This is a genomic window from Cytobacillus sp. GQ23 (genome assembly GCF_059758675.1).
The window spans coordinates 36,173-55,760 of the sequence record NZ_JCAXER010000006.1; the positions used below are offsets into that span (position 1 = coordinate 36,173).

The window sequence follows — 19,588 nt, forward strand, 5'->3', positions numbered from 1 at the left end:
AAACAATTCTCGCTGCTACGCTGTCCCTTTCTGTCTTAGCTGCTCCTATTTCATATGATTCGGTAATGGCAGCAATGCCCGATCATAAGGGGAAGCCGGGGCAAAAGTTCAGCCATGATGTGAGTCTGAGGATATTAGGAACAACAGATATACATACACACCTCTATAACTATGATTATTATAAAGATGCTGAGACGATTGAATTTGGCCTTGCGAAAACAGCTACCCTGATCAAACAGGCAAGAAAAGAAGCGAAAAACACCTTACTATTTGACAACGGAGATTTAATCCAGGGGAATCCGCTTGGCGATTATAAAGCAAAAGTTGATAAGCTTGAGGATGGGGAAATGCATCCAGTCTTCAAAGCGATGGAATTGCTGGACTATGATGCAGCAACAGTAGGAAACCATGAATTCAATTATGGACTTGACTATTTAGATGAGGTTCTGGATGATTCGCCATTTCCTTATGTAAATGCCAATGTCTATAAAGATGATCATGATCAAAATCCTAAAAACGATAAAAATTACTTTAAACCGTATACAATCATCAAGAAAAAAGTCGTTGACGAAAAAGGCAGAAAGCAGGTCATTAAGGTTGGGGTGATCGGTGCTGTGACTCCGCAGATTACACAATGGGATAAAGCCAATCTTGATGGGAAAATCATTACAAAAGATATTGTAAAATCAGTAAAAGCTAACATTCTTAAAATGAAGAAAGACGGGGCTGATATTATCATTGCGCTTGCTCACTCCGGTATGGGGGACGCGGAATATGCAGAGATGGAAGAGAATGCGGCCTACGACTTAACAAAAATAAATGGAATAGATGCGGTTATTTCCGGCCACAACCATAAAAATTTTCCGGGAGATTTCACCGATCTTCCTGGAGTGGATACAGAAAAAGGAACGGTCAACGGGGTGCCGTTCATCATGCCGGGCAGCTGGGGCAACCAGCTTGGTGTTATGGACCTGACCATTGCCAAGGTGAAAGGCAAGTGGAGGGTGAAGGATTCCCAGTCCTCCTTAAGGTCCATTTTTAGAAGCTATCAAAATGAATCCGGCGCAACCGTAAAGGAAAGCGTCGCAGATGCAGATCCTGCCATTTTGAAAGCGGTAAAGGAAGAGCATGAAGGAACGGTGAATTATGTCCGCCAGCCTGTGGGGGAAACAACCGCTGATATCCACAGCTATTTTGCACTTGTCAAAGATGACCCGTCTATTCAAATTGTGACGAATGCACAGAAGTGGTATATCGAAAAGCAATTAAAAGGAACACCAGATGAAAACACACCGGTGCTTTCAGCAGGAGCACCCTTTAAAGCGGGCGGCCGCAACGGGGCAAGCTATTACACATATATCCCCGATGGCACAATCGCCATCAAAAATGTAGCAGACCTATACCTGTATCCGAACACAGTTGCTACTGTAAAAGTTAAAGGGGGAGATGTGAAAGAATGGCTTGAAATGTCTGCTGGCCAGTTCAATCAGATAAACGAAAATGAAGCGGGTGAACAGTCACTCATTAATGAGGATTTCCCTACTTATAACTTTGATGTAATCGATGGTGTGACATATGAGATCGATGTTACAGAACCTGCAAAGTATGATAAAGATGGCAAGCTGGTTCATGCCGATGCAAACAGAATCAAAAATCTTCAGTATAACGGGGCACCTATTGATTTGGATCAGGAATTCATTGTAGTGACCAATAATTATCGGGCCAGCGGAACATTCCCTGGAGTTAGAAACAATACGGCAGCAGAGCTTTATCCGGATGAAAACCGCCAGACGATCATTGATTATATTCGCGAAGAACAAACCATCGATCCTTCTGCAGATGCCAATTGGTCATTTGCATCGGTTGCCGGTAAAGTAAATGTAACGTTCGTATCTTCACCTGATGCAAAGGATGCGATTGCTGAAGACAGCGGAATCGGCTATGCCGGGGAAGCAGCCAATGGCTTTGCAAAGTATTCGCTTCAATTCCCGGAGTAACAGCCATTTGAAGTCCAGTCTTTGGATCTCGTCGGCCTTGATGCTTTATCAGGCTGAATCAAAGGACTAAAGAAGTGTTGAAGAAGAATTACCAAAATGAATGAATAATAGAAAGGGCATCAGAACAGTCTGATGCTCTTTTTTTATTCCTCCTAAGTAAGCATGAATACCTAATTTCAGTGTTCGTTCTGAAAAAATCGAGTATTATTACCTACTCAAAATTTATCAAAATATTAAAATAACAGTATTGTTAGACTATTAAAAACTTTATGTTAGTTTGATAGAATTAATTTCGCGCTTCGAAAATTCAGAGAAATTATATAGGGGGCTACAAGATGAATAATAAGAACAAACCTTTTAAGGTTGTATCTTCTATTACAGCCAGCACGATGATGGCAGCTGCGCTATTTGCGGGATCTTTTGTTGGGACAGCATCTCCTTCAAAAGCTTCAGCAGAGGAGCTTTCTGCACCGATTGATTTAAACATCGTGAATGAAGACCGGCTCGGAAAGGCTTTAAAGGAAAGAGGGCTAGTTAAAAAGGAAGCATCATCAAAAGAAATAGAAAAGGCTGTTAAGGATTACATAAATGAAAAACAGGGTGAAAAGCAGCCAGGAAGTACAAAAAATAGCCATACTCATAAAGATGAATTTGACAAAAAAACAAAAGATTTTTTAACCAAACAAAAAGACAAGCTGTCAAAGCAGCTGAACAAAGGACATAAAAATTTCAAAAAGGGCAAACCGGACGGCTATGTAAAAGTAGATCCGGCCAAGGATGCAAAATACAATGGTGATGTCAGAACAGATAAAGTGCTTGTGCTTTTAACCGAATTCGAAGATTTCAAGCATAATAATGTAACACAGGAAGAGGGCTACATGTACGCTGATGATTTCAGCAAAGACCACTATGAAAAACTGATGTTTGGCGATACTGAATTTAAATTATTTAACGGAGATAAAGTGAAAACGTTTAAGCAGTACTATGAAGAGCAGTCCGGAGGCAGCTACACGGTGGATGGCACTGTATCAGATTGGCTTACTGTCCCTGGAAAAGCAAGTGACTATGGTGATGATAGTCCTAGCGGTGGCCATGACAATCTATCACCTCTTGGACCTCGCGATTTAGTAAAAGAAGCTTTAAAGGCGGCTGTAAACGCGGGAATGGATCTGTCAGAATACGATGAATTTGATCTATATGATTTAGATGGTGATGGAAACCTTAACGAGCCTGATGGATTGGTTGACCATCTCATGATTATCCACGCCGGTACAGGTCAGGAAGCTGGCGGAGGTGCGCTCGGTGATAATGCCATCTGGTCTCACCGCTGGACGCTTGAAGGAGTATTTGCAGTTCCAAATACAACAGCCAAGGTAGATTACTGGGGCGGAAAAATGGGAGCATTTGATTACACAATCCAGCCTGAAGACGGAGCTGTCGGGGTGTTTGCTCATGAGTTTGGCCACGATCTGGGATTGCCGGATGAGTATGATACACAGTATACCGGTGAGGGTGAGCCGATTGCTTCCTGGTCCATCATGAGCGGAGGCAGCTGGAACGGGGAAATAGCAGGTACTGAACCAACCAGCTTCTCACCGCAAAATAAAGAGTTTTTCCAAAAAGGCATGGGCGGAAACTGGGCTAATATTATGGAAGTAAATTATGAAGATATTGATAAAAAAGGCATGGCAACGGTTATTGACCAAAGTGTAACCAAATCGAAAAACCCGGCAATTGTTAAAGTAAATCTGCCTGAAAAAGAAGTGAAGGGAATTGCACCTGCATTCGGGGAGAAATATTACTACAGCACAAAAGGCGATGATCTTCATACCACTTTGACGACGCCTGAATTTGATTTAACAAGTGCCACAACAGCAGCCTTTAACGCAAAGGCATATTTTGATATTGAGTTTGATTATGATTATCTGACAGTTACTGCAAAGGCATCTGATGGGACAGAAGCTGAGCTGGATGTTATCGGTGATGAAGATACAGATGGTGATGCCCGCGCTGAATCTTCAAAAGGACAATGGACAGATAAGACATATGACTTAAGCGAATTTGCAGGTAAAAAGGTTAGCCTGACATTTGAATATGTAACAGACGGCGGCTTAGCGTTGGATGGGTTTGCGATGGATGAAATCACTGTTATGGCTGACGGCAATGTGATTTTCTCAGACGATGCTGAAGGAAACTCACAGATGGCACTTGACGGATTTATTGTTTCCAATGGAATCAGCTTTGCGAAGAACCACTATTACCTTGAGTGGAGAAATTACGCTGGCTCCGATACAGCTCTTGCCCATTCCAGAGGGGTAAAATACAACACTGGTTTAGTTGTTTGGTATGCTGATGACAGCCACACAGACAACTGGGTTGGCGTTCATCCGGGAGAAGGTTTTCTTGGAGTGGTGGATTCTCATCCGGAAGCCATTACGGGTCTGTTAGACGGCAAAGAAACAGTATCTCAAAGCACAAGATATCAGATTGCAGATGCTGCGTTTTCCTTGGACAAAGCACCAGCATGGCAGGTAAGTTCTCCATCCCGCGGAGATTATGACTATCCTGGCCTCAAAGGAGTTTCTGTTTTTGATGATTCTAACCAATTCATTAACAGTATGATTCCTGATGCAGGAAGAATTGTTCCTGAATTTGGCCTGAAATTCCAAGTGATCGGTGAAGCAAAGGACAACTCTGCCGGAGCCGTATGGATTCATAAGTAAGTATTAAGGCACGGATGCCCGAAAAGGCTTCGTGCCTTTTCATTTAAACTGTTCGCAAAGTTTTCTGCTTTTTGTATTAATTTACATAGCTGATTGTAGCGTAAGTGCGAGATTTTCGAAAATGCATGCGCATTTTCTTCGTGCGGTGTTTAATCAAGGAAGCTTATTCAAAGTCCAACGGGACAGGTGAGCCCCCGCAGACGCACAGCCTAGAGGATGCTCATCGTCCGCCCAGCGGAAAGGGAGCACTTGGAAATTAATAATTTATACGAATAGAGCCATCTTTTAAGGTGGACAACTTCCTGCCTATAAGCTAGTATCATTACCGATACTAGTTTTTTCCGATTTTCGGCTATACTAATAATAATTAATCTGATTTTACGCAATAAAGTTAAAGGAGTAACATATGACACAATCTTTTATTGAAAATATGAAGCCATTTATCCAGGAGGCATGGAAAAAGTCAGCATTCGCTCAGCCGACGACCATTCAGGCAGAAGCGGTGCCAGAGGCCCTGGAAGGCAGAGATGTTATTGCCGAGTCTCCGACTGGAACCGGAAAGACACTTGCTTACCTGCTGCCGGTCCTGGAAAAAATAGACCCGGATAAACAGGCCGTTCAGGCTGTCATTTTAGCCTCTTCACAGGAGCTTGTAATGCAGATATTAAGCGAGATTCAAAAGTGGGCTGAAGGCAGCGGGATTAAAGCTGCTTCTTTTATCGGCGGTGCCAATGTGAAAAGGCAGCTTGAAAAATTAAAGAAACATCCTCATATTGCTTTAGGAACGCCGGGACGGGTGCTGGAGCTGATTAAACAGAAGAAGCTGAAAATGCATGAAGTCAAAACCGTTGTCCTTGATGAAGGCGATCAGCTTCTCGTTAAGGAACACACTCAGACGGTCCAAAACATTGTTAAATCTACGCTTAAAGAACGCCAGGTTCTGCTGTTTTCAGCTACACTGCCTCCGGTTGTTGAGCAGCTCGCGAAAGAGCTGACAGCTGATGCTGAAGTCATCCGTGTCGAGAAGGATGAAACCATTCAGGCTGCAGGAGTGGACCATATTTATTTTGTGGCGGAAGCGCGGGATAAAATCAAAATGCTCGAGAAGATCTCAAGGCTTGAGGACATAAAGGCACTGGTATTTGTTAAGGATATTGGCAACCTTACCGTCATGGCTGAAAAGCTTGATTTTAAAAATATCTCTTCAAGCACTTTGCACAGCGACCTGAGCAAATTTGACAGGCAGAAAGCGATTAAGAATTTCCGCACGGGTAAAACAAATATGCTGATTGCCACAGATGTTGCGGCAAGGGGGCTGGACATCAAAGGTGTTACCCATGTCGTACATTTCGACTTCCCGAAGGATATCAATCAATATGTTCACCGGTCGGGAAGAACAGGAAGATTCGGCGCTGGCGGAACTGTTATCTCTCTTGTTACTGAGAGAGAAGAGCGCGAACTGAAGAAAATGGTGAAAGAACTGAGCCTCACTGCAGAAAAGAAAGTCATGCGCGGCGGCCAAATCGTATAAAGATTAAGGGCCGGACACCTGAATCAGTTGGTGTCCGGCCTTTTTTTAAAAAGGAATTTCCCGTAATCTAAGCGAATTAGTAAGTACAGCTTTATTTCACTAAAGAATAGGGGAAATCAATAAAATGGAGAATCCAAGGCTAGAGAGTTTTCATGATAAGTATCTGCTTGAAGCCACAATAGATCAACTGCAGGAAAAAATGCAGAATGGGGAAATTACCTCCAAAGAACTTGTATTAATGTATATGTACCGAATTGGACAGCTGGATAAAAATATTCATTCTGTTTTAGAACTAAATCCGGATGCACTGCATATTGCAGCTTCTCTTGACGCGGAAAGAGAGAAGAAGGGGCCGCGCAGCCCTCTTCACGGCATTCCCATATTATTAAAGGATAATATTGATACAGGAGACAAAATGCGGACAACTGCAGGCTCACTTGCCTTAAAGAATCACTTTGCACAAAGGGATTCATTTGTGGCATCTCAATTAAGACAAGCGGGGGCTGTTATTTTAGGAAAAACTAATATGACAGAATGGGCTAATTTTATGACAGAAGGGATGCCGAGCGGTTACAGCTCACGGGGCGGGCAGACCTTAAATCCTTACGGGCCGGGTAAATTTGATGTCGGAGGTTCGAGCGCGGGATCCGGTGCAGCTATTGCAGCTAATTTTGCAGTGGCAGCCATTGGAACAGAGACATCGGGCTCTATATTAAGTCCTGCCAGCCAGAATTCTCTCGTTGGAATAAAGCCGACCGTCGGACTTGTCAGCCGAACCGGAATTATTCCCATTGCACACAGCCAGGACACTGCCGGGCCAATGGCGAGAACGGTAAAGGATGCCGCATTATTATTAAACGTGCTGGCCGTCTCTGACGAAAATGATCCGGTAACCCTGACCAATCAGGATCGGCAGGGGAAGGATTTTTCTTCGTTCCTTGATGAAAACGGACTGCAGGGAGCACGAATCGGCATTGCCAGAGAGACTTATTTTGACTATTTAAGTTCTGAGAAGCTTGCCGTCATGAATCAGGCCGTAGCCCGATTAAATGAGCTGGGTGCAGTGGTGGTCGACCAAGCAGTGATTCCTTCCGCAAAAACGGAGTGGAGCTACGACGTCCTGACTTATGAATTTAAAGCGGATGTGAATGCCTATTTGCGGACTGTCGCACCGCACCTTCCTATTCGCACCCTATCCGATGTCATTAAATTCAATGATAAAAACGGCGAAAAGTGCTTAAAATACGGTCAATCCATTCTGATTGAAGCGGAGGAAACCAGCGGAGCTTTAACCGAAATGGCCTATATATCAGCGCTTGAGAAGGACATCTATTTTTCAGGGGAGCAGGGTATTGATTACGTAATGCAGGAGCATAATCTCGATGCCATCGTGTTCCCGAATAATTATGGGGCAGGCATCCCTGCAAAAGCGGGATATCCATCCATCACAGTACCAGCCGGATATACCCCTGAAGGAGAGCCGGTGGGCATCACATTTACAGGACTTGCCTACAGTGAGCCGCTCCTGATTAAACTTGCCTATGCTTTTGAACAGGCTACCAGGCATAGAAAAGCCCCTGAACTTGGAGTGCTGGCATCAGAATAACAGCTCCCTGATTGACTCATACTACTCCTGATAAACCAAAAAAGGAGCAGATGAGAATATGGGCAGAACCAAACTTGGAAATGGCAATGCACAGCGCAACAACAATAAACACAGACCGCAGCGAACAAGCGAAGAGCTTGTTGAATTCACAACTGGAAGCAAAGAAAAGAAAGAAAACAATGTGCAGGACTGATGAACCCAATCCCCCTTTTAAAAGGGGGATTTTTTGCTGCTGTCATACCAGAGGGGCGTGTAAAGGCTATCCGAAAATAAAAGTGAGCTATATGCATGTAAAAGAGGTTATCTGAAAGTAAAAGCTGGGTATTCAGCATCTTAAACTTTAAAATGCAGCTATATTTATAGTGCAGAATACTATCTGCACATAAATAGGGCTGTGCGCACAGAAAAAGATTTATCCGCACAGAAAAAGTAGTATCCGCACAGAAAAATGGGCTGTGCGCACAGAAAAAGTAGTATCCGCACAGAAAAATGGGCTAGGCGCACAGAAAAAGATTTATCCGCACACCAAAAAGGGCTATGCGCACAGAAAAAGTAGTATCCGCCCACAAAAAAGGGTTATGCGCACAGAAAAAGGTTTATCCGCACACCAAAAAGGGCTAGGCGCACAGAAAAAGAATTATCCGCCCAGAAAAATGGGGTATGCGCACAAAAAAGTTCTATCCGCCCACCAAAAAGGGTTATGCGCACAGAAAAAGGTTTATCCGCCCACCAAAAAGGGCTAGGCGCACAGAAAAAGAATTATCCGCCCAGAAAAATGGGGTATGCGCACAAAAAAGTTCTATCCGCCCACAAAAAAGGTTATCCGCACATAAAAAAATTATCTGTACATAAATCAGGACCAGCTCTATCACTGGCGCGTAAATCCTCCGAAACACATAAAAAAAGACAGTTTTCCCATTCGAAGACTGTCTTTTTTACATTTCAATTACCTATATCTCATTCTTCAACCTTTTTCAGCGGTTTGGCAGCGGGACCTTCGACAACGGTTCCATCATAGGAAAAGCGTGAGCCGTGGCATGGGCAATCCCAGGTGCGATCACCATGGTTCCATTCGCATTCACATCCCATGTGGGTGCAGGTTGTATCCACAAGATGAAGGCTGCCTTCAGGATCCCTGTATGCCCCTGCCCGCTTGCCGTTAATCATTACGACGCCGCCTTCATCATTGGACAGATCCCCTGTATCTTTTGGAACAAATTCAAGCTTGCCTTTGATCAGCTGTCCGGCAACATCTGTATTGGCTGCAATAAATTTTTTAATGCTTGGGTCAGCCTGGAATCTTGATGGAGTAAACAGGTCGGCATAAGGGTTGTCTCTTTCCATTATCTGATCCCTTATCAGCATGGCAGCTGCTGCCCCGTTTGTCATCCCCCATTTCCGGTAGCCTGTTGCGACAAAAATATTCTTCTGCTTGGACGTGATCGGACCGATATAAGGGACTTTATCCAGTGTGTATAAATCTTGGGCAGACCATCTATAAGGATAATCGGTTATGCCGAGCACCTCCTCCGCAAATACTTCGAGGGCGTCGTAGTGCTTCATCGTATCCGGCCCATGACCCGTCTTATGGCTGTCCCCGCCGACTAAAATAAGCTTGTCTCCGTTATAGGGGGTGTACCTCAGCGAGCGGGTCGGTGAATCGGCACTTAAATACATGCCTCCAGGAAAATCCTCTTTGATTTTTACGCCAATGACATAAGATCTTTCCGGAGATAATCTGGAAAAATAAAACCCTTTCATATCCGCAAAAGGGAAGTGGGAAGCTGCAATGACATATTTGCATTTCAGTCGATGGCCATCTCTGGTTACCACATCAGGCAGATTGCCTTCTTCAATATCTGATGCTGTTGTATTTTCATAAACAGTCCCTCCGAGATCCACAAATTCTTTAAGGAGCGTTTTCAAGTATTTCACAGGATGGAATTGGGCCTGGTTATTCATAGAAAGCACAGCAGTCGTGTTGATGTTAAACGGGATGCTCTCCTTCATTGCGTGTGGAATGCCGAGTTTTTCATAGGCTTGGCGCTCTTTATCAACTTTTTGTGCATACTCTTCCGAAACAGCATATATAATGGCTTCTTCATTGCTGAAGTCACATTGGATTTGTTGGTCAGAAACGGTCTTCCTGATAAAATCCAGAGCGTCAGCGGAAGCCTGGTAGTAAAGTTTAGCTTTTTCCACGCCAAAGTGGCTGATCAATTCATCGTAAATTAGACCATGCTGTGCAGTTACTTTTGCTGTTGTATGGCCAGTGGTGCCGTTCAGGATATTGCCGGCTTCAAGGATCGCCACTTTAAAACCTTCCTTGGCAAGAAGGTACCCTGCTGTAATCCCGGTTATGCCTCCTCCGACAATCGCAATTTCCGTTTGAGCATCTTCTCTGAGCTTGTCAAAGGCAGGAAGCTCCTCTTCCCTCCAAAATGGCTCAGGATATTGAGGTGTTTTGTGGTTGGATGTCGTCATATCTGTCCTCCTACGTTGTATTCATACATAATTTTTCCTGCAAATCCTATTCCTATACAATTTGTCCTTCTCTAACCATACCCAAATAATTGGAATGGTAAATCGGATCCTGGCCAGATTTTTCTTTTATTCTGGATAAAATGGGCAGACCGAGAAAAGATATACAATATCCAATGTTAATGGGGTACAGACATGATTACATTTAGCTATCTGGCCATTTTTCTGCTCTTGGCTATATTGTGCACTATTTTTGATATGAAAATATTTGATGAAACGTTTTTTGAAGCTTTGAGGAATCTGCTGTTTTCAGAGGTTGCTACTGGAAGAATGATTGTTATTGTTACCGTTATGATTGGAATTGCCTCGAGTGCAGCTGTTGATTTCCATCTTTGGAAAGCCAGGAAAAAGAATCGGTCATCTTAGAACTTACACATCTTAAAAGGGATTGGTGATGGAATGTTAAAAGAGAATATTTCTCTCAGCCAGCTGCTGACATTGTTGATCAATTTCCTTTTAGGAAGCGCCATTGTTGTCGGAGTAGGCGGGGATGCCAAGAAGGATGCCTGGATTGCCATTGCAGTTTCCATTATGTTCGGGTTTGGGATCATGCTATTCTACTATTTCCTGATTAGCAGGGTACCTGGAAAAAATTTGTATGAACTCATGGAAATGGGTTTTAAAAGACCGCTTGCCATAATTTTTTCTAGTATTTATGTAGTTTATTTTCTGTACCTTGCAAGCCGTGTGGTCCGGGATTTTGGCGAATTGATTGCTTCGGCCATTCTGCCGTCGACGCCAATTGAGATCATTTCGCTGACCATCTGTCTTGCCATGGCCTATATTTTATATCTCGGCCTCGAAGTCCTTGGGAGAACTTCAGAAATTTTTACGCCTTATTTATTCGGATTTTTATTCCTTCTGACCATCTTCTTATTTGCAAGCGGGAATGCCAGCTTAAATGAAATAAAGCCCGTGCTCGGAGATGGGATTAAGCCGGTTGTAAAAGCGCTTTTTCCAACTTTAATCGTGTTTCCTTTTGGCGAGCTTGTTGCATTCACACTCATCCTTCCCGTCGTAACCAACTTTAAATATTGCCTGCGTGTGTCATTGCTGGGAGTGGCGATTGCGGGTGTGCTTTTATTATTTGCGATGTTTTTGATGATTGTGACACTGGGATCTGATGCTTTGCTGCGTTCCAATTTTCCTATGCTCAGTTCTGCCCGCGAGGTCTCCATAGGCAATTTCATAGAAAGAATTGATGCGCTCGTTGTTTTTATCATGATGCTGGGGATTTTGGTCAAGGGATCCGTATTTATGTTTGCAGCTCTGAAGGGCTTGGAATACACCTTCAGAATTCCGTATCGGTATTTCTCCCTTCCGGCAGCCATGATTGTGTCATCTTATTCTATATTGATATCAGCCAATTTCGGTGACCATTGGCAGGAGGGACTTGAGATGGTTCCATACTTCTTGCATTTGCCGATGCAGTTCGCGCTGCCTTCACTTCTATTAATCGCAGTTTTATGGAAGAGCCGAAAGAAAAAGGCTAAACCCGGCACGAAGGGGATGAAGTTTTGAGTATTCTTAAATCACTCTTGAAAATGCGCAAAAAAAAGGAACACCCTGTTCAGATTGAGCAAGCGGCAGACCCGGGTCCGGTTCTAAAAAGCATGAGCCTGGAACAGCTGAGAAAAAAAATCAAAGCAGAGTTCGGAAGCACGATTGATTTAAGCATGGATGAACTGAAAACAGAAGGCAAAGATGCGCTGCTTGTCTATCTTACAACCATGATTGATACTAAATCACTCAAGGAAACGATCCTGCAATCCATCAGCGGGCATAAGGATGGTTTTAATTTATCAACAGAGGATGATTTAAAGTCTTTATGTAAGGAGAAATTCGGGGGAGCAGGCTATCAGCTTGTTGATACATTCGATGAGATTATCACCTCTCTGCTTTATGGAAACATCATTATTTTATTTAAAGATATGGAGAAGGCGCTTTCCCTTTCTATGGCTATCGGGGAAGACCGGTCCATAACTGAGCCAAGCACGCAGACGGTTATCCGGGGGCCTAAGGATGGGTTCGTAGAGTCGATAACAACCAATGTAAGCCTGCTGAGAAGAAGAATAAAAAACAGGAACCTCCGTTTTGAAAAATTCATTATTGGTTCTGAAACTAACACAACTGTATACATCGGGTTTATGGAAGGAATCGCAAATAAAAAGATCGTTGAGGAGGTACGCAAAAGACTTGGCAAGATAAAGGTGAACGCCATCTTTGAATCCGGAAATATTGAAGAGCTGATTGCAGATAAAGCAGCGACACCTTTTCCATTGGCTCTGAATAGTGAAAGGCCTGATGCGGTGGCAGCTAATTTGCTGGAAGGGAAGATTGCCATCATTGTCGATGGTACTCCCTTTGTACTGGTGGTTCCGGCAGTACTGGTCGATTTCTTCTCCATCGCAGAAGATTATTATCAAAACTTTATGATGGGAAGCTTCTTAAGATTAATCCGCTATTTATCCTTTATGATTGCCTTGCTTACGCCCTCCTTATATGTCGGGATTTTAACCTTTCATCATGAGCTTCTGCCAACCCCTTTGCTTCTCGGGATCATTGCCCAGCGGGAAGGAGTGCCCTTTCCAGCGGTCATTGAAGTTATATTAATGGAAGTAACGTTTGAGATCCTGAGGGAAGCCGGTGTTAGGATGCCAAGGGCTGTCGGGCAGACTGTTTCCATTGTAGGGGCACTCGTGATCGGCCAGGCTGCAGCAGAGGCAGGGATAATATCGAATATTATGGTCATCATTGTCGCTATTACTGCCATCGCCAATTTTGTGTCACCAACTTATAGTTTTGCTGCAGCAGCAAGGCTGTTAAGGTTTCTCTTGATAATTGTATCGGCTATATTGGGCTTGTATGGCGTACTGATTGTACTTGTTTTTGTTGTGGCCCATCTGAGCTCTCTCAGGTCTTTTGGTGTTCCATATCTATCGCCGGTGGCACCGTTTATCATTGAGCAGCAGAAGGATGTATTTTTCCGATTCCCGATCTGGAGCATGAGGAAGAGGCCGGCATATTTAAAAACACAGAATCCTGAAAAGTTTCCAAAGACAGGGTCGCCCTCTCCTCCCCCAATGAAAGGAGAGCAGTCCAATTGAAAAAATTTGGTGCCATTTTTTTAACGGCAATACTGCTGACAGGATGCTGGGATCAGAGAGAACTGGGGGAAATAACCGTTGTAATAGGAATGGCTGTGGATAAGGGAGAAAACGATAAATACATCCTGACTGTGGAAGGCGTTAATGCAATCGAGTTAAATAACCGCACCGCAAGCGGCTTTGCTCCTTCTATCGTATTCTCTGCAGAAGGAAATTCTCTGGCAGAGCTGGCCTATAGAGTGAATGAAGGACTATCCAGGCATCTGATCTATTCTCACATGCGCACGCTGATTATTGGAGAGGAACTAGCCAAAGAGGGGATTATTGACTTCATTGATTTTCTGGAAAGAAACAGGGAGATTCGAGATGATTTTAATATATTGATTGCAAGAGAAGCCAAAGGTTCTGATATTCTAAAGGTGACATATCAATTCCAAAAATCTACTTCTTTAAAATTGCACACACAGCTGGATACCATGATGAAGGATTGGGGCGGAGACCCAGGCGTTAGAATGAATGATGTCATTACGGCCTGGACAACTCCGGGCCGTCAGCCTGTAATGGCCGCTGTCAGAATAAATGGTGACCCGGAGGCTGGCCCAAATGTGGAAAATATGATGAAGGTCACCCCGGACGCACTTGTAGTCCTGGACTCACTGGCGATATTCAAAGGTGATAAGCTGGATGGATTTCTAACTTTGGAGGATTCAAGAAATTACTTATGGCTTCAGAATAAAATTGATAAAACGTCGATTACTGTAAAATGCAGCGAAAACCGTTATATGGGGATAAGAGTATACGATACACGGACGAAAGTTAAAGGGAAACTCGAGAATGGGAAAGCAGATATCCATATAAAAATCAGAGCAGAGTCCTATATTAACGGTACTCATTGCAACGATCAGTTTGATAAAGCAAAGACATTCGATGAAAATGGGCAAATGGCAGAGAAACAGATTAATGAAATGGTTGCTGAAACGATCAAAAAAGTTCAGAAGGAATATGGAACCGATATCTTCGGTTTTGGCGAGGTTGTGATGAGGGAGGATTATCAGGATTTCAAAAAGGTCGAGAAGAACTGGGATGAAAAATTTGCACAAGCAGATATACATGTAGACACAACATTAATCATTCGGAGGACGGGCATCAGGACAAAAAGTTTTCTGCAGGAAGTAAAGTAGGGATCCTCTCGTACATTGACGTATAAAAGCTGTATTGATATAATTTTTTATAAATTCAGCTAATTTCATTAAAAAGGTCTGGGCTTGTCTCCAGGCCTATTTCTTTTAAAGGAGTAAGACCAAATGAATTTCGAAACTTCTGTTCTTCATAGAAACCATAACACCCAACGAAAAATTAAAAGTAAAGTAACACCCATTTATCAAACCTCTGCTTTCGCTTTCAGCGACCTTGATGAGCTGGAGGGATTTTATCAGGGGAACGGCAATTATCTTTATTCCCGGGTTGGGAATCCGAATACAGATGAGCTTGGTGAATTAATTGCCGGCCTTGAAGGAGCTCCGGCCGGGACTGCTGCTTCATCCGGTTTATCTGCCATCCTGGCGGGGGTGCTTGCTGTGGTCAAAAACGGAGATCATATCGTGGCAGCAGATGACCTGTACGGAGGCAGCTTCCATTTAATTAAGGAAGAGCTGACACAGCTTGGTATAGAAGTAACCTTTGTGCCATTTTCTGATGCTCACCAAGTGGAGGGGGCCATAAGGAAGAATACAAAACTTTTATACTCTGAAAGCATCACAAATCCTTTATTGCGGGTGGAAAACCTTGAGGATGTCGTCCGACTGGCGAAGAAGCATCACCTCGTTACTCTGATTGATAATACATTTGCCACTCCATATCATTGCCAGCCCTATTTGAAAGGCATTGATCTGGTCGTCCACAGTGCAACCAAATACATAGGCGGACACAGCGATATTACAGCAGGTGTCCTGGCAGGAAATGAAGAATTGGTCGGGAAAGCACGCACAAAAATTATTAACCTTGGCGCAAATCTAAGCCCGTTTGAAGCCTGGCTGACCTGCAGGGGAGCAAAAACTCTGGCACTCAGAATGAAGCAGCAGTCTGCCAATGCCAGTAAAGTGGCAAGGGCATTAGAGCAAAAGGTAAATAAGGTATATTATCCTTCCCAGCACGGTGAAGAAGGGTTCGGGGCCATTGTAACAATTGAATTGTCTGAAAGTACTGATGTGAATGCGTTTTTTAAAGAGCTGGGGTGGATTAAAATTGTTCCGACACTTGCTGGTGTTGAAACGTCGGTGTCCCATCCGCTGACAACGTCCCATCGTGCACTGCCTCCTGAAGTGAGCAAAGAACTTGGAATCACCAAGCACGTGGTGAGGATTTCCATCGGTATTGAACATGCAGACGATATTATTGCACAGCTTAATGAGGCAGTTAATCGAAGTCAGGGATGATATTAGATGCTCTCAAGCCGGGCTAACATCCAAAACTTCAATAACACCAATAAGGCAGCAGTTAAGATGAAGTTTCTAAGGCTGAATGTCAGCCTGCCATCCCTGGGCAAAACAATGCCCATTGAAACCAAGTACCAGAACCACTTCTTATTAGTCAATCTATCCGGATTAGAGAGTTGCCCCTGCTGTTTCTGTTTATTCTCATGACGGGCCCAGAGCAGAACAATGATGATATCAAGGCAGGAGGCAATGGAAATGGCTGTGATTACAAAGGTTTTGGTTGGCTTCCATTTCCCTTCGTTCTTAGCTGCTTTCCTTTCCTGATTATGCTTTTGAATCTGGAGTTCTTTCGAGAAAGTGAAAGAAATTTCGGTTGGCTGTTCTTCTTGGAACGAAGGTTTGAAAGTGGCAGCAGCAAAAATTAAACTGCCAAGTAATGCAGAATAAATGAAGAAAAACAATAATGCCTGCTTGCTGGAACGGTTCTTTTGCATATGGAAAAACCTCCCTTTATCTTAATCGTACCATTTTTAACATCAAAATATTGGAAACTATTGTTACGAAATGTTTAACAATGAATGTATTATTGTGCAGTTTCCAGGAATGAAGTGATTCCTTCCATTAAATACTAAGGTAACAGTATTTTAGGAAGGAGCTGACATGATGCCTGAACTTCCGGAAATGGAAACCTATAGAAGGCTGCTAACGGAACAGCTGGCCCGTAAAGTCATTACCGATGTAGAAGTAAATCGCGAAAAGTCCATAAACGTTCAGCCTGCCCAATTCAAAAGTCAGCTGATTAGTGTGCAAATAAACGAAATCCAAAGAAGGGCCAAGCATCTTATTTTCAAACTGAGCTCCGGTAAAAATTTGCTGCTTCATCTGATGCTGGGGGGGTGGATGTATATAGGAAATGAAGCGGACAAACCTGACCGAACTAAACAGATTATTATTTCTTTCGGTGATAAAAAGCTCTATTTTATTGGACTAAGACTTGGCTATCTTCATCTGCTGACAGACGCAGAGATTGAAAAGGAGCTTTCAGATCTGGGACCGGAGCCTTTGGCTCACACGCTGGGATTTACAGCCTTCCGGGAACTGATCGGAAGCCGAAGAGGAATGCTGAAAACAACATTCATCAATCAGCATTTTCTTTCGGGAATCGGCAATTGCTACAGTGATGAAATCTGCTTTGAGGCAGGACTGCTGCCAATGAAAAAGGCAGATGAATTGGATGAGGATGAAATAAAAATCCTATATCAGTCCATGAGGGGCGTATTAACCCGCGCCATTCAGTTTGGGGGCTATATGGAAGAGCCGTTGTTTAAAGGAGATAAAAGAACCGGAGGGTATAATGAGCAGTGCAGAGTGTATGACAGAGAAGGAGAACCATGTCTTCGCTGCAGCAGCCCTATAGTGAAAGAAGAAATATCTTCACGGAAAACGTTCTATTGTGCAAATTGCCAAAGCTGACTAAGAGGCTGCCTATTTCGGCAGCCTCTTTTCATTACTCTTTTGTATCACTCTCGATTCTGTCAACAGTCTTGGAATCACGGGTATCCATTGCACCTTTTAGAAAATGGACAAGCATGTATCCGACAAGACCCAGTGACACAATAAAACCGATGGTAATTGCCCACATTAAAGCCATCCTTTAACCTCCCTTTTCTATTAGTGCAGAGTTTCTTTACTAAAAGGTATATGCCTGAAATCTGTAATCTTTCCCATTCGATTATTAAAATAGGAAGGGAACAGGCTGCTGCATATCGAAGTATTGAAAGATGGCATGAAGAGGTTTACAGCCAAAAGTGCTTAAGGAGGAGATCTCTTTTGAGTTTTAAAACGGCAGATTTATGTGATGAGTACAGTCACGAGCTGCGTATTTGCCAGCAGGAGTTTAAGTCGTATGGGAAAAAAGGCAGGTTTTCCGGCCCCATTTCGACCGTCAGAGTGTTTGAAGATAATGTGCTGGTAAAAGAGGCACTGGAGTCAATACCAGCGGGAAATGTACTGGTTGTGGATGGCGGCGGGTCAAAAAGATGTGCCCTAATGGGTGACCGGCTTGGTGAGATTGCTCAATCAAGGGAGCTTGCCGGTGTAATTATTTACGGATGCGTTCGGGACACAGTGGAGCTTGGAAGCCTAAATACAGGCATTTTGGCACTTGGTTCAAATCCTTTGAAAAGCCGTAAAGAAGGAAAAGGAGACCGCAGCATTCCTGTCACTTTTGGCGGGATTGACTGGAAGCCGGGAGAATATGCTTATGCAGATGATGATGGTGTGATTGTCTCTTCGAAGCCGCTTATCTAAAGTTGAACACCCGCTGGTGAGCGGGTGTTTCCTGTTTATTGGCACTTTCCTGACTAAGAGGGAATACCGTATCTTAAAGGGGGTGCACATTATGTTTATAATCTTTTTGCTAATATGGGCCGCCGGCATTTATCTTCTGTTCCGCAGCAGGAATGAGGAAGAAGAGCACCTGGTGCTGAAGCTGATTGGTTATTATATACTAGGCACATTCACTTTCAGCTTTAATGGCATTATTTTGCCAGTTGGCTTTGTGATCAGTTTATTCCTAAAGCCCGGAAAGAATAGAGGTGTGAAGCGGATCTCTTCGGTCTTTGGACTGGTCATAATGCTTCTTGGTCTTCTTTTATAGATGTTCAATGAATAGCCTGATCAACTTCAGTCCTCTATAATCGTTTCCTTTTCGATTCTGATTTCTTCCGGCAGCATGGTTGAGGCCTTCGGGACCCGGCGGGGCTCATAGTCTATTTCATCAGATGAGTATACCCTGACCACCATTTGGCCGTTCAGGGCTTTTGCCCGTATAAGCAGTGGCGAGCTGTAGCGGTTTTTAAAGGTGAAATCCGGGCCATACCAGCTTACCGTTGCATCCCGGCCGGGAGGTACATACGGAACCTTCTTGCTGTGGGAATAACGCTCGAGTACCTTGACGCCAGCCCGGTCCACTGCATTGAACAGAGTCGAGGATACCTGACAGATCCCGCCTCCGATATCTTCTGACAATTCCCCCCTTACGATAACCGGGGCACGCATATAGCCTTTCCCGGCTGTTCTTTTGCCAACCGCACGATTAAAAGAAAACACTTCTTTCGGAAAAACCACAGTATTATCAAGGGCTTCAGCTGCAAGCTGAATATTGTGCGAGCGCGAGGTGTTATTGGGATTAAAGTATGTAACATACTGGCCGATCATTTTAACCCGAATATGGGAAAGAAGGTCCCTATCCACTCTAGGATAAACGGGGAGCATCGGGATCTGAATTCTTGCCGTTCCCTTATTATAAAAATACGTATAGAAAATATCGATGAATGCTTTGCGATGCAGGATTCTTCCGGGTTTCTCGGCAACGATCCGCCCGCTGTCGTCTATATAAGCGTTCATAGGCGGAATATACGTCTGTCGATCCAATGTCTCAAGGAGCTGAATGAACCGTTCGCTATCTACCATGGGAAGCCCGGGAAACGGTATTTGATAGTCCATTCTGCTGATATTTGAAATGGTTTGGCCGTTATGTTCAATGGACAAATCTTGTGGAAGCCCGGCAGTCTGTGTTTGTACCATTAACATAATCCCTAATACCCATGAGAAATTCATATTATTCTCACCTCCGCCATTAGTATT

18 protein-coding genes are annotated in these 19,588 nt (G+C 43.7%); 14 read left to right on the plus strand and 4 right to left on the minus strand.

What is annotated here, in order from left to right; translation table 11 throughout:
- The first annotated feature begins 65 nt into the window (after positions 1–65).
- The 6 genes from AC6CHU_RS06620 (at position 66) to AC6CHU_RS06645 (ending at position 8,600) form a co-directional block, all read left to right on the plus strand.
- Positions 66–1,997: a bifunctional 2',3'-cyclic-nucleotide 2'-phosphodiesterase/3'-nucleotidase gene (locus AC6CHU_RS06620; RefSeq protein ID WP_498121007.1), complete on the plus strand. Its 1,932-nt coding sequence runs from the start codon at positions 66–68 to the stop codon at positions 1,995–1,997.
- 335 nt (positions 1,998–2,332) lie between these two features.
- Entirely contained in the window at positions 2,333–4,720 is a 2,388-nt protein-coding gene (locus AC6CHU_RS06625; RefSeq protein ID WP_498120836.1) for an immune inhibitor A domain-containing protein, read from the plus strand.
- A 406-nt stretch (positions 4,721–5,126) separates the two neighbouring features.
- Complete coding sequence (locus tag AC6CHU_RS06630) at positions 5,127–6,251, plus strand: DEAD/DEAH box helicase (RefSeq protein WP_159862080.1); 1,125 nt, start codon at positions 5,127–5,129, stop codon at positions 6,249–6,251.
- Positions 6,252–6,375: 124 nt separating this feature from the next.
- The gene (locus AC6CHU_RS06635) at positions 6,376–7,857 is read left to right on the plus strand and encodes an amidase family protein (RefSeq protein ID WP_498120838.1); all 1,482 of its coding nucleotides are present in this window, start codon (positions 6,376–6,378) and stop codon (positions 7,855–7,857) included.
- Between the two features lie 58 nt (positions 7,858–7,915).
- A complete protein-coding gene (gene ypzF, locus AC6CHU_RS06640) occupies positions 7,916–8,050 on the plus strand; it encodes a protein YpzF (protein ID WP_258549819.1) in 135 nt (44 codons plus the stop codon).
- Between the two features lie 262 nt (positions 8,051–8,312).
- On the plus strand, positions 8,313–8,600 hold the full coding sequence (locus tag AC6CHU_RS06645) for a hypothetical protein (RefSeq protein WP_498120840.1): 288 nt from the start codon (positions 8,313–8,315) through the stop codon (positions 8,598–8,600).
- 214 nt (positions 8,601–8,814) lie between these two features.
- Here AC6CHU_RS06645 and AC6CHU_RS06650 read toward each other — a convergent pair whose 3' ends face one another.
- Positions 8,815–10,341 carry an FAD-dependent oxidoreductase gene (locus AC6CHU_RS06650; RefSeq protein ID WP_159862077.1) on the minus strand — a complete coding sequence of 509 codons (1,527 nt, stop codon included), beginning with the start codon at positions 10,339–10,341 and terminating at the stop codon, positions 8,815–8,817.
- Positions 10,342–10,533: 192 nt separating this feature from the next.
- Here AC6CHU_RS06650 and AC6CHU_RS06655 point away from each other — a divergent pair, with 192 nt between their 5' ends.
- The 5 genes from AC6CHU_RS06655 (at position 10,534) to AC6CHU_RS06675 (ending at position 15,940) form a co-directional block, all read left to right on the plus strand.
- Entirely contained in the window at positions 10,534–10,764 is a 231-nt protein-coding gene (locus AC6CHU_RS06655; protein WP_159862076.1) for a hypothetical protein, read from the plus strand.
- A gap of 33 nt (positions 10,765–10,797) precedes the next feature.
- On the plus strand, positions 10,798–11,919 hold the full coding sequence (locus AC6CHU_RS06660) for a GerAB/ArcD/ProY family transporter (protein ID WP_159862075.1): 1,122 nt from the start codon (positions 10,798–10,800) through the stop codon (positions 11,917–11,919).
- Positions 11,916–13,505 (plus strand): spore germination protein, encoded by a 1,590-nt coding sequence (locus AC6CHU_RS06665; protein WP_251283266.1) that lies wholly within the window; start codon positions 11,916–11,918, stop codon positions 13,503–13,505. Before AC6CHU_RS06660 ends, AC6CHU_RS06665 begins: the two co-directional genes overlap by 4 nt.
- A complete protein-coding gene (locus AC6CHU_RS06670) occupies positions 13,502–14,686 on the plus strand; it encodes a Ger(x)C family spore germination protein (RefSeq protein ID WP_251283265.1) in 1,185 nt (394 codons plus the stop codon). The genes AC6CHU_RS06665 and AC6CHU_RS06670 overlap by 4 nt, the downstream gene beginning before the upstream one ends.
- A gap of 123 nt (positions 14,687–14,809) precedes the next feature.
- Positions 14,810–15,940, plus strand: coding sequence for a trans-sulfuration enzyme family protein (locus AC6CHU_RS06675; protein WP_498120844.1), 1,131 nt, complete (start codon positions 14,810–14,812; stop codon positions 15,938–15,940).
- Between the two features lie 2 nt (positions 15,941–15,942).
- Here AC6CHU_RS06675 and AC6CHU_RS06680 read toward each other — a convergent pair whose 3' ends face one another.
- On the minus strand, positions 15,943–16,434 hold the full coding sequence (locus AC6CHU_RS06680; RefSeq protein WP_159862071.1) for a hypothetical protein: 492 nt from the start codon (positions 16,432–16,434) through the stop codon (positions 15,943–15,945).
- A 169-nt stretch (positions 16,435–16,603) separates the two neighbouring features.
- On the opposite strand from AC6CHU_RS06680, the gene AC6CHU_RS06685 reads away from it, so the two are divergent.
- Positions 16,604–17,413: an Fpg/Nei family DNA glycosylase gene (locus AC6CHU_RS06685; protein ID WP_498120846.1), complete on the plus strand. Its 810-nt coding sequence runs from the start codon at positions 16,604–16,606 to the stop codon at positions 17,411–17,413.
- Positions 17,414–17,447: 34 nt separating this feature from the next.
- Here AC6CHU_RS06685 and AC6CHU_RS06690 read toward each other — a convergent pair whose 3' ends face one another.
- Positions 17,448–17,591 (minus strand): hypothetical protein, encoded by a 144-nt coding sequence (locus tag AC6CHU_RS06690; protein ID WP_201306449.1) that lies wholly within the window; start codon positions 17,589–17,591, stop codon positions 17,448–17,450.
- 179 nt (positions 17,592–17,770) lie between these two features.
- On the opposite strand from AC6CHU_RS06690, the gene rraA reads away from it, so the two are divergent.
- A complete protein-coding gene (gene rraA / locus AC6CHU_RS06695) occupies positions 17,771–18,250 on the plus strand; it encodes a ribonuclease E activity regulator RraA (protein ID WP_498120849.1) in 480 nt (159 codons plus the stop codon).
- A 91-nt stretch (positions 18,251–18,341) separates the two neighbouring features.
- On the plus strand, positions 18,342–18,599 hold the full coding sequence (locus AC6CHU_RS06700; RefSeq protein WP_159862069.1) for a hypothetical protein: 258 nt from the start codon (positions 18,342–18,344) through the stop codon (positions 18,597–18,599).
- Positions 18,600–18,625: 26 nt separating this feature from the next.
- On the opposite strand, the gene AC6CHU_RS06705 is transcribed toward AC6CHU_RS06700, so the two are convergent.
- Complete coding sequence (locus AC6CHU_RS06705; RefSeq protein WP_159862431.1) at positions 18,626–19,561, minus strand: VanW family protein; 936 nt, start codon at positions 19,559–19,561, stop codon at positions 18,626–18,628.
- Positions 19,562–19,588 lie beyond the last annotated feature (27 nt).

Excerpts from the sequence above, each read along its gene's own strand:
- AC6CHU_RS06620 (WP_498121007.1), top strand. The coding sequence starts at position 66 with ATGGCAGCAATGCCCGATCATAAGGGGAAGCCGGGGCAAAAGTTCAGC.
- AC6CHU_RS06625 (WP_498120836.1), top strand. The coding sequence starts at position 2,333 with ATGAATAATAAGAACAAACCTTTTAAGGTTGTATCTTCTATTACAGCC.
- AC6CHU_RS06630 (WP_159862080.1), top strand. The coding sequence starts at position 5,127 with ATGACACAATCTTTTATTGAAAATATGAAGCCATTTATCCAGGAGGCA.
- AC6CHU_RS06635 (WP_498120838.1), top strand. The coding sequence starts at position 6,376 with ATGGAGAATCCAAGGCTAGAGAGTTTTCATGATAAGTATCTGCTTGAA.
- ypzF (WP_258549819.1), top strand. The coding sequence starts at position 7,916 with ATGGGCAGAACCAAACTTGGAAATGGCAATGCACAGCGCAACAACAAT.
- AC6CHU_RS06650 (WP_159862077.1), bottom strand. The coding sequence starts at position 10,341 with ATGACGACATCCAACCACAAAACACCTCAATATCCTGAGCCATTTTGG.
- AC6CHU_RS06655 (WP_159862076.1), top strand. The coding sequence starts at position 10,534 with ATGATTACATTTAGCTATCTGGCCATTTTTCTGCTCTTGGCTATATTG.
- AC6CHU_RS06660 (WP_159862075.1), top strand. The coding sequence starts at position 10,798 with ATGTTAAAAGAGAATATTTCTCTCAGCCAGCTGCTGACATTGTTGATC.
- AC6CHU_RS06675 (WP_498120844.1), top strand. The coding sequence starts at position 14,810 with ATGAATTTCGAAACTTCTGTTCTTCATAGAAACCATAACACCCAACGA.
- AC6CHU_RS06680 (WP_159862071.1), bottom strand. The coding sequence starts at position 16,434 with ATGCAAAAGAACCGTTCCAGCAAGCAGGCATTATTGTTTTTCTTCATT.
- AC6CHU_RS06685 (WP_498120846.1), top strand. The coding sequence starts at position 16,604 with ATGCCTGAACTTCCGGAAATGGAAACCTATAGAAGGCTGCTAACGGAA.
- AC6CHU_RS06690 (WP_201306449.1), bottom strand. The coding sequence starts at position 17,591 with ATGGCTTTAATGTGGGCAATTACCATCGGTTTTATTGTGTCACTGGGT.
- AC6CHU_RS06700 (WP_159862069.1), top strand. The coding sequence starts at position 18,342 with ATGTTTATAATCTTTTTGCTAATATGGGCCGCCGGCATTTATCTTCTG.
- AC6CHU_RS06705 (WP_159862431.1), bottom strand. The coding sequence starts at position 19,561 with ATGAATTTCTCATGGGTATTAGGGATTATGTTAATGGTACAAACACAG.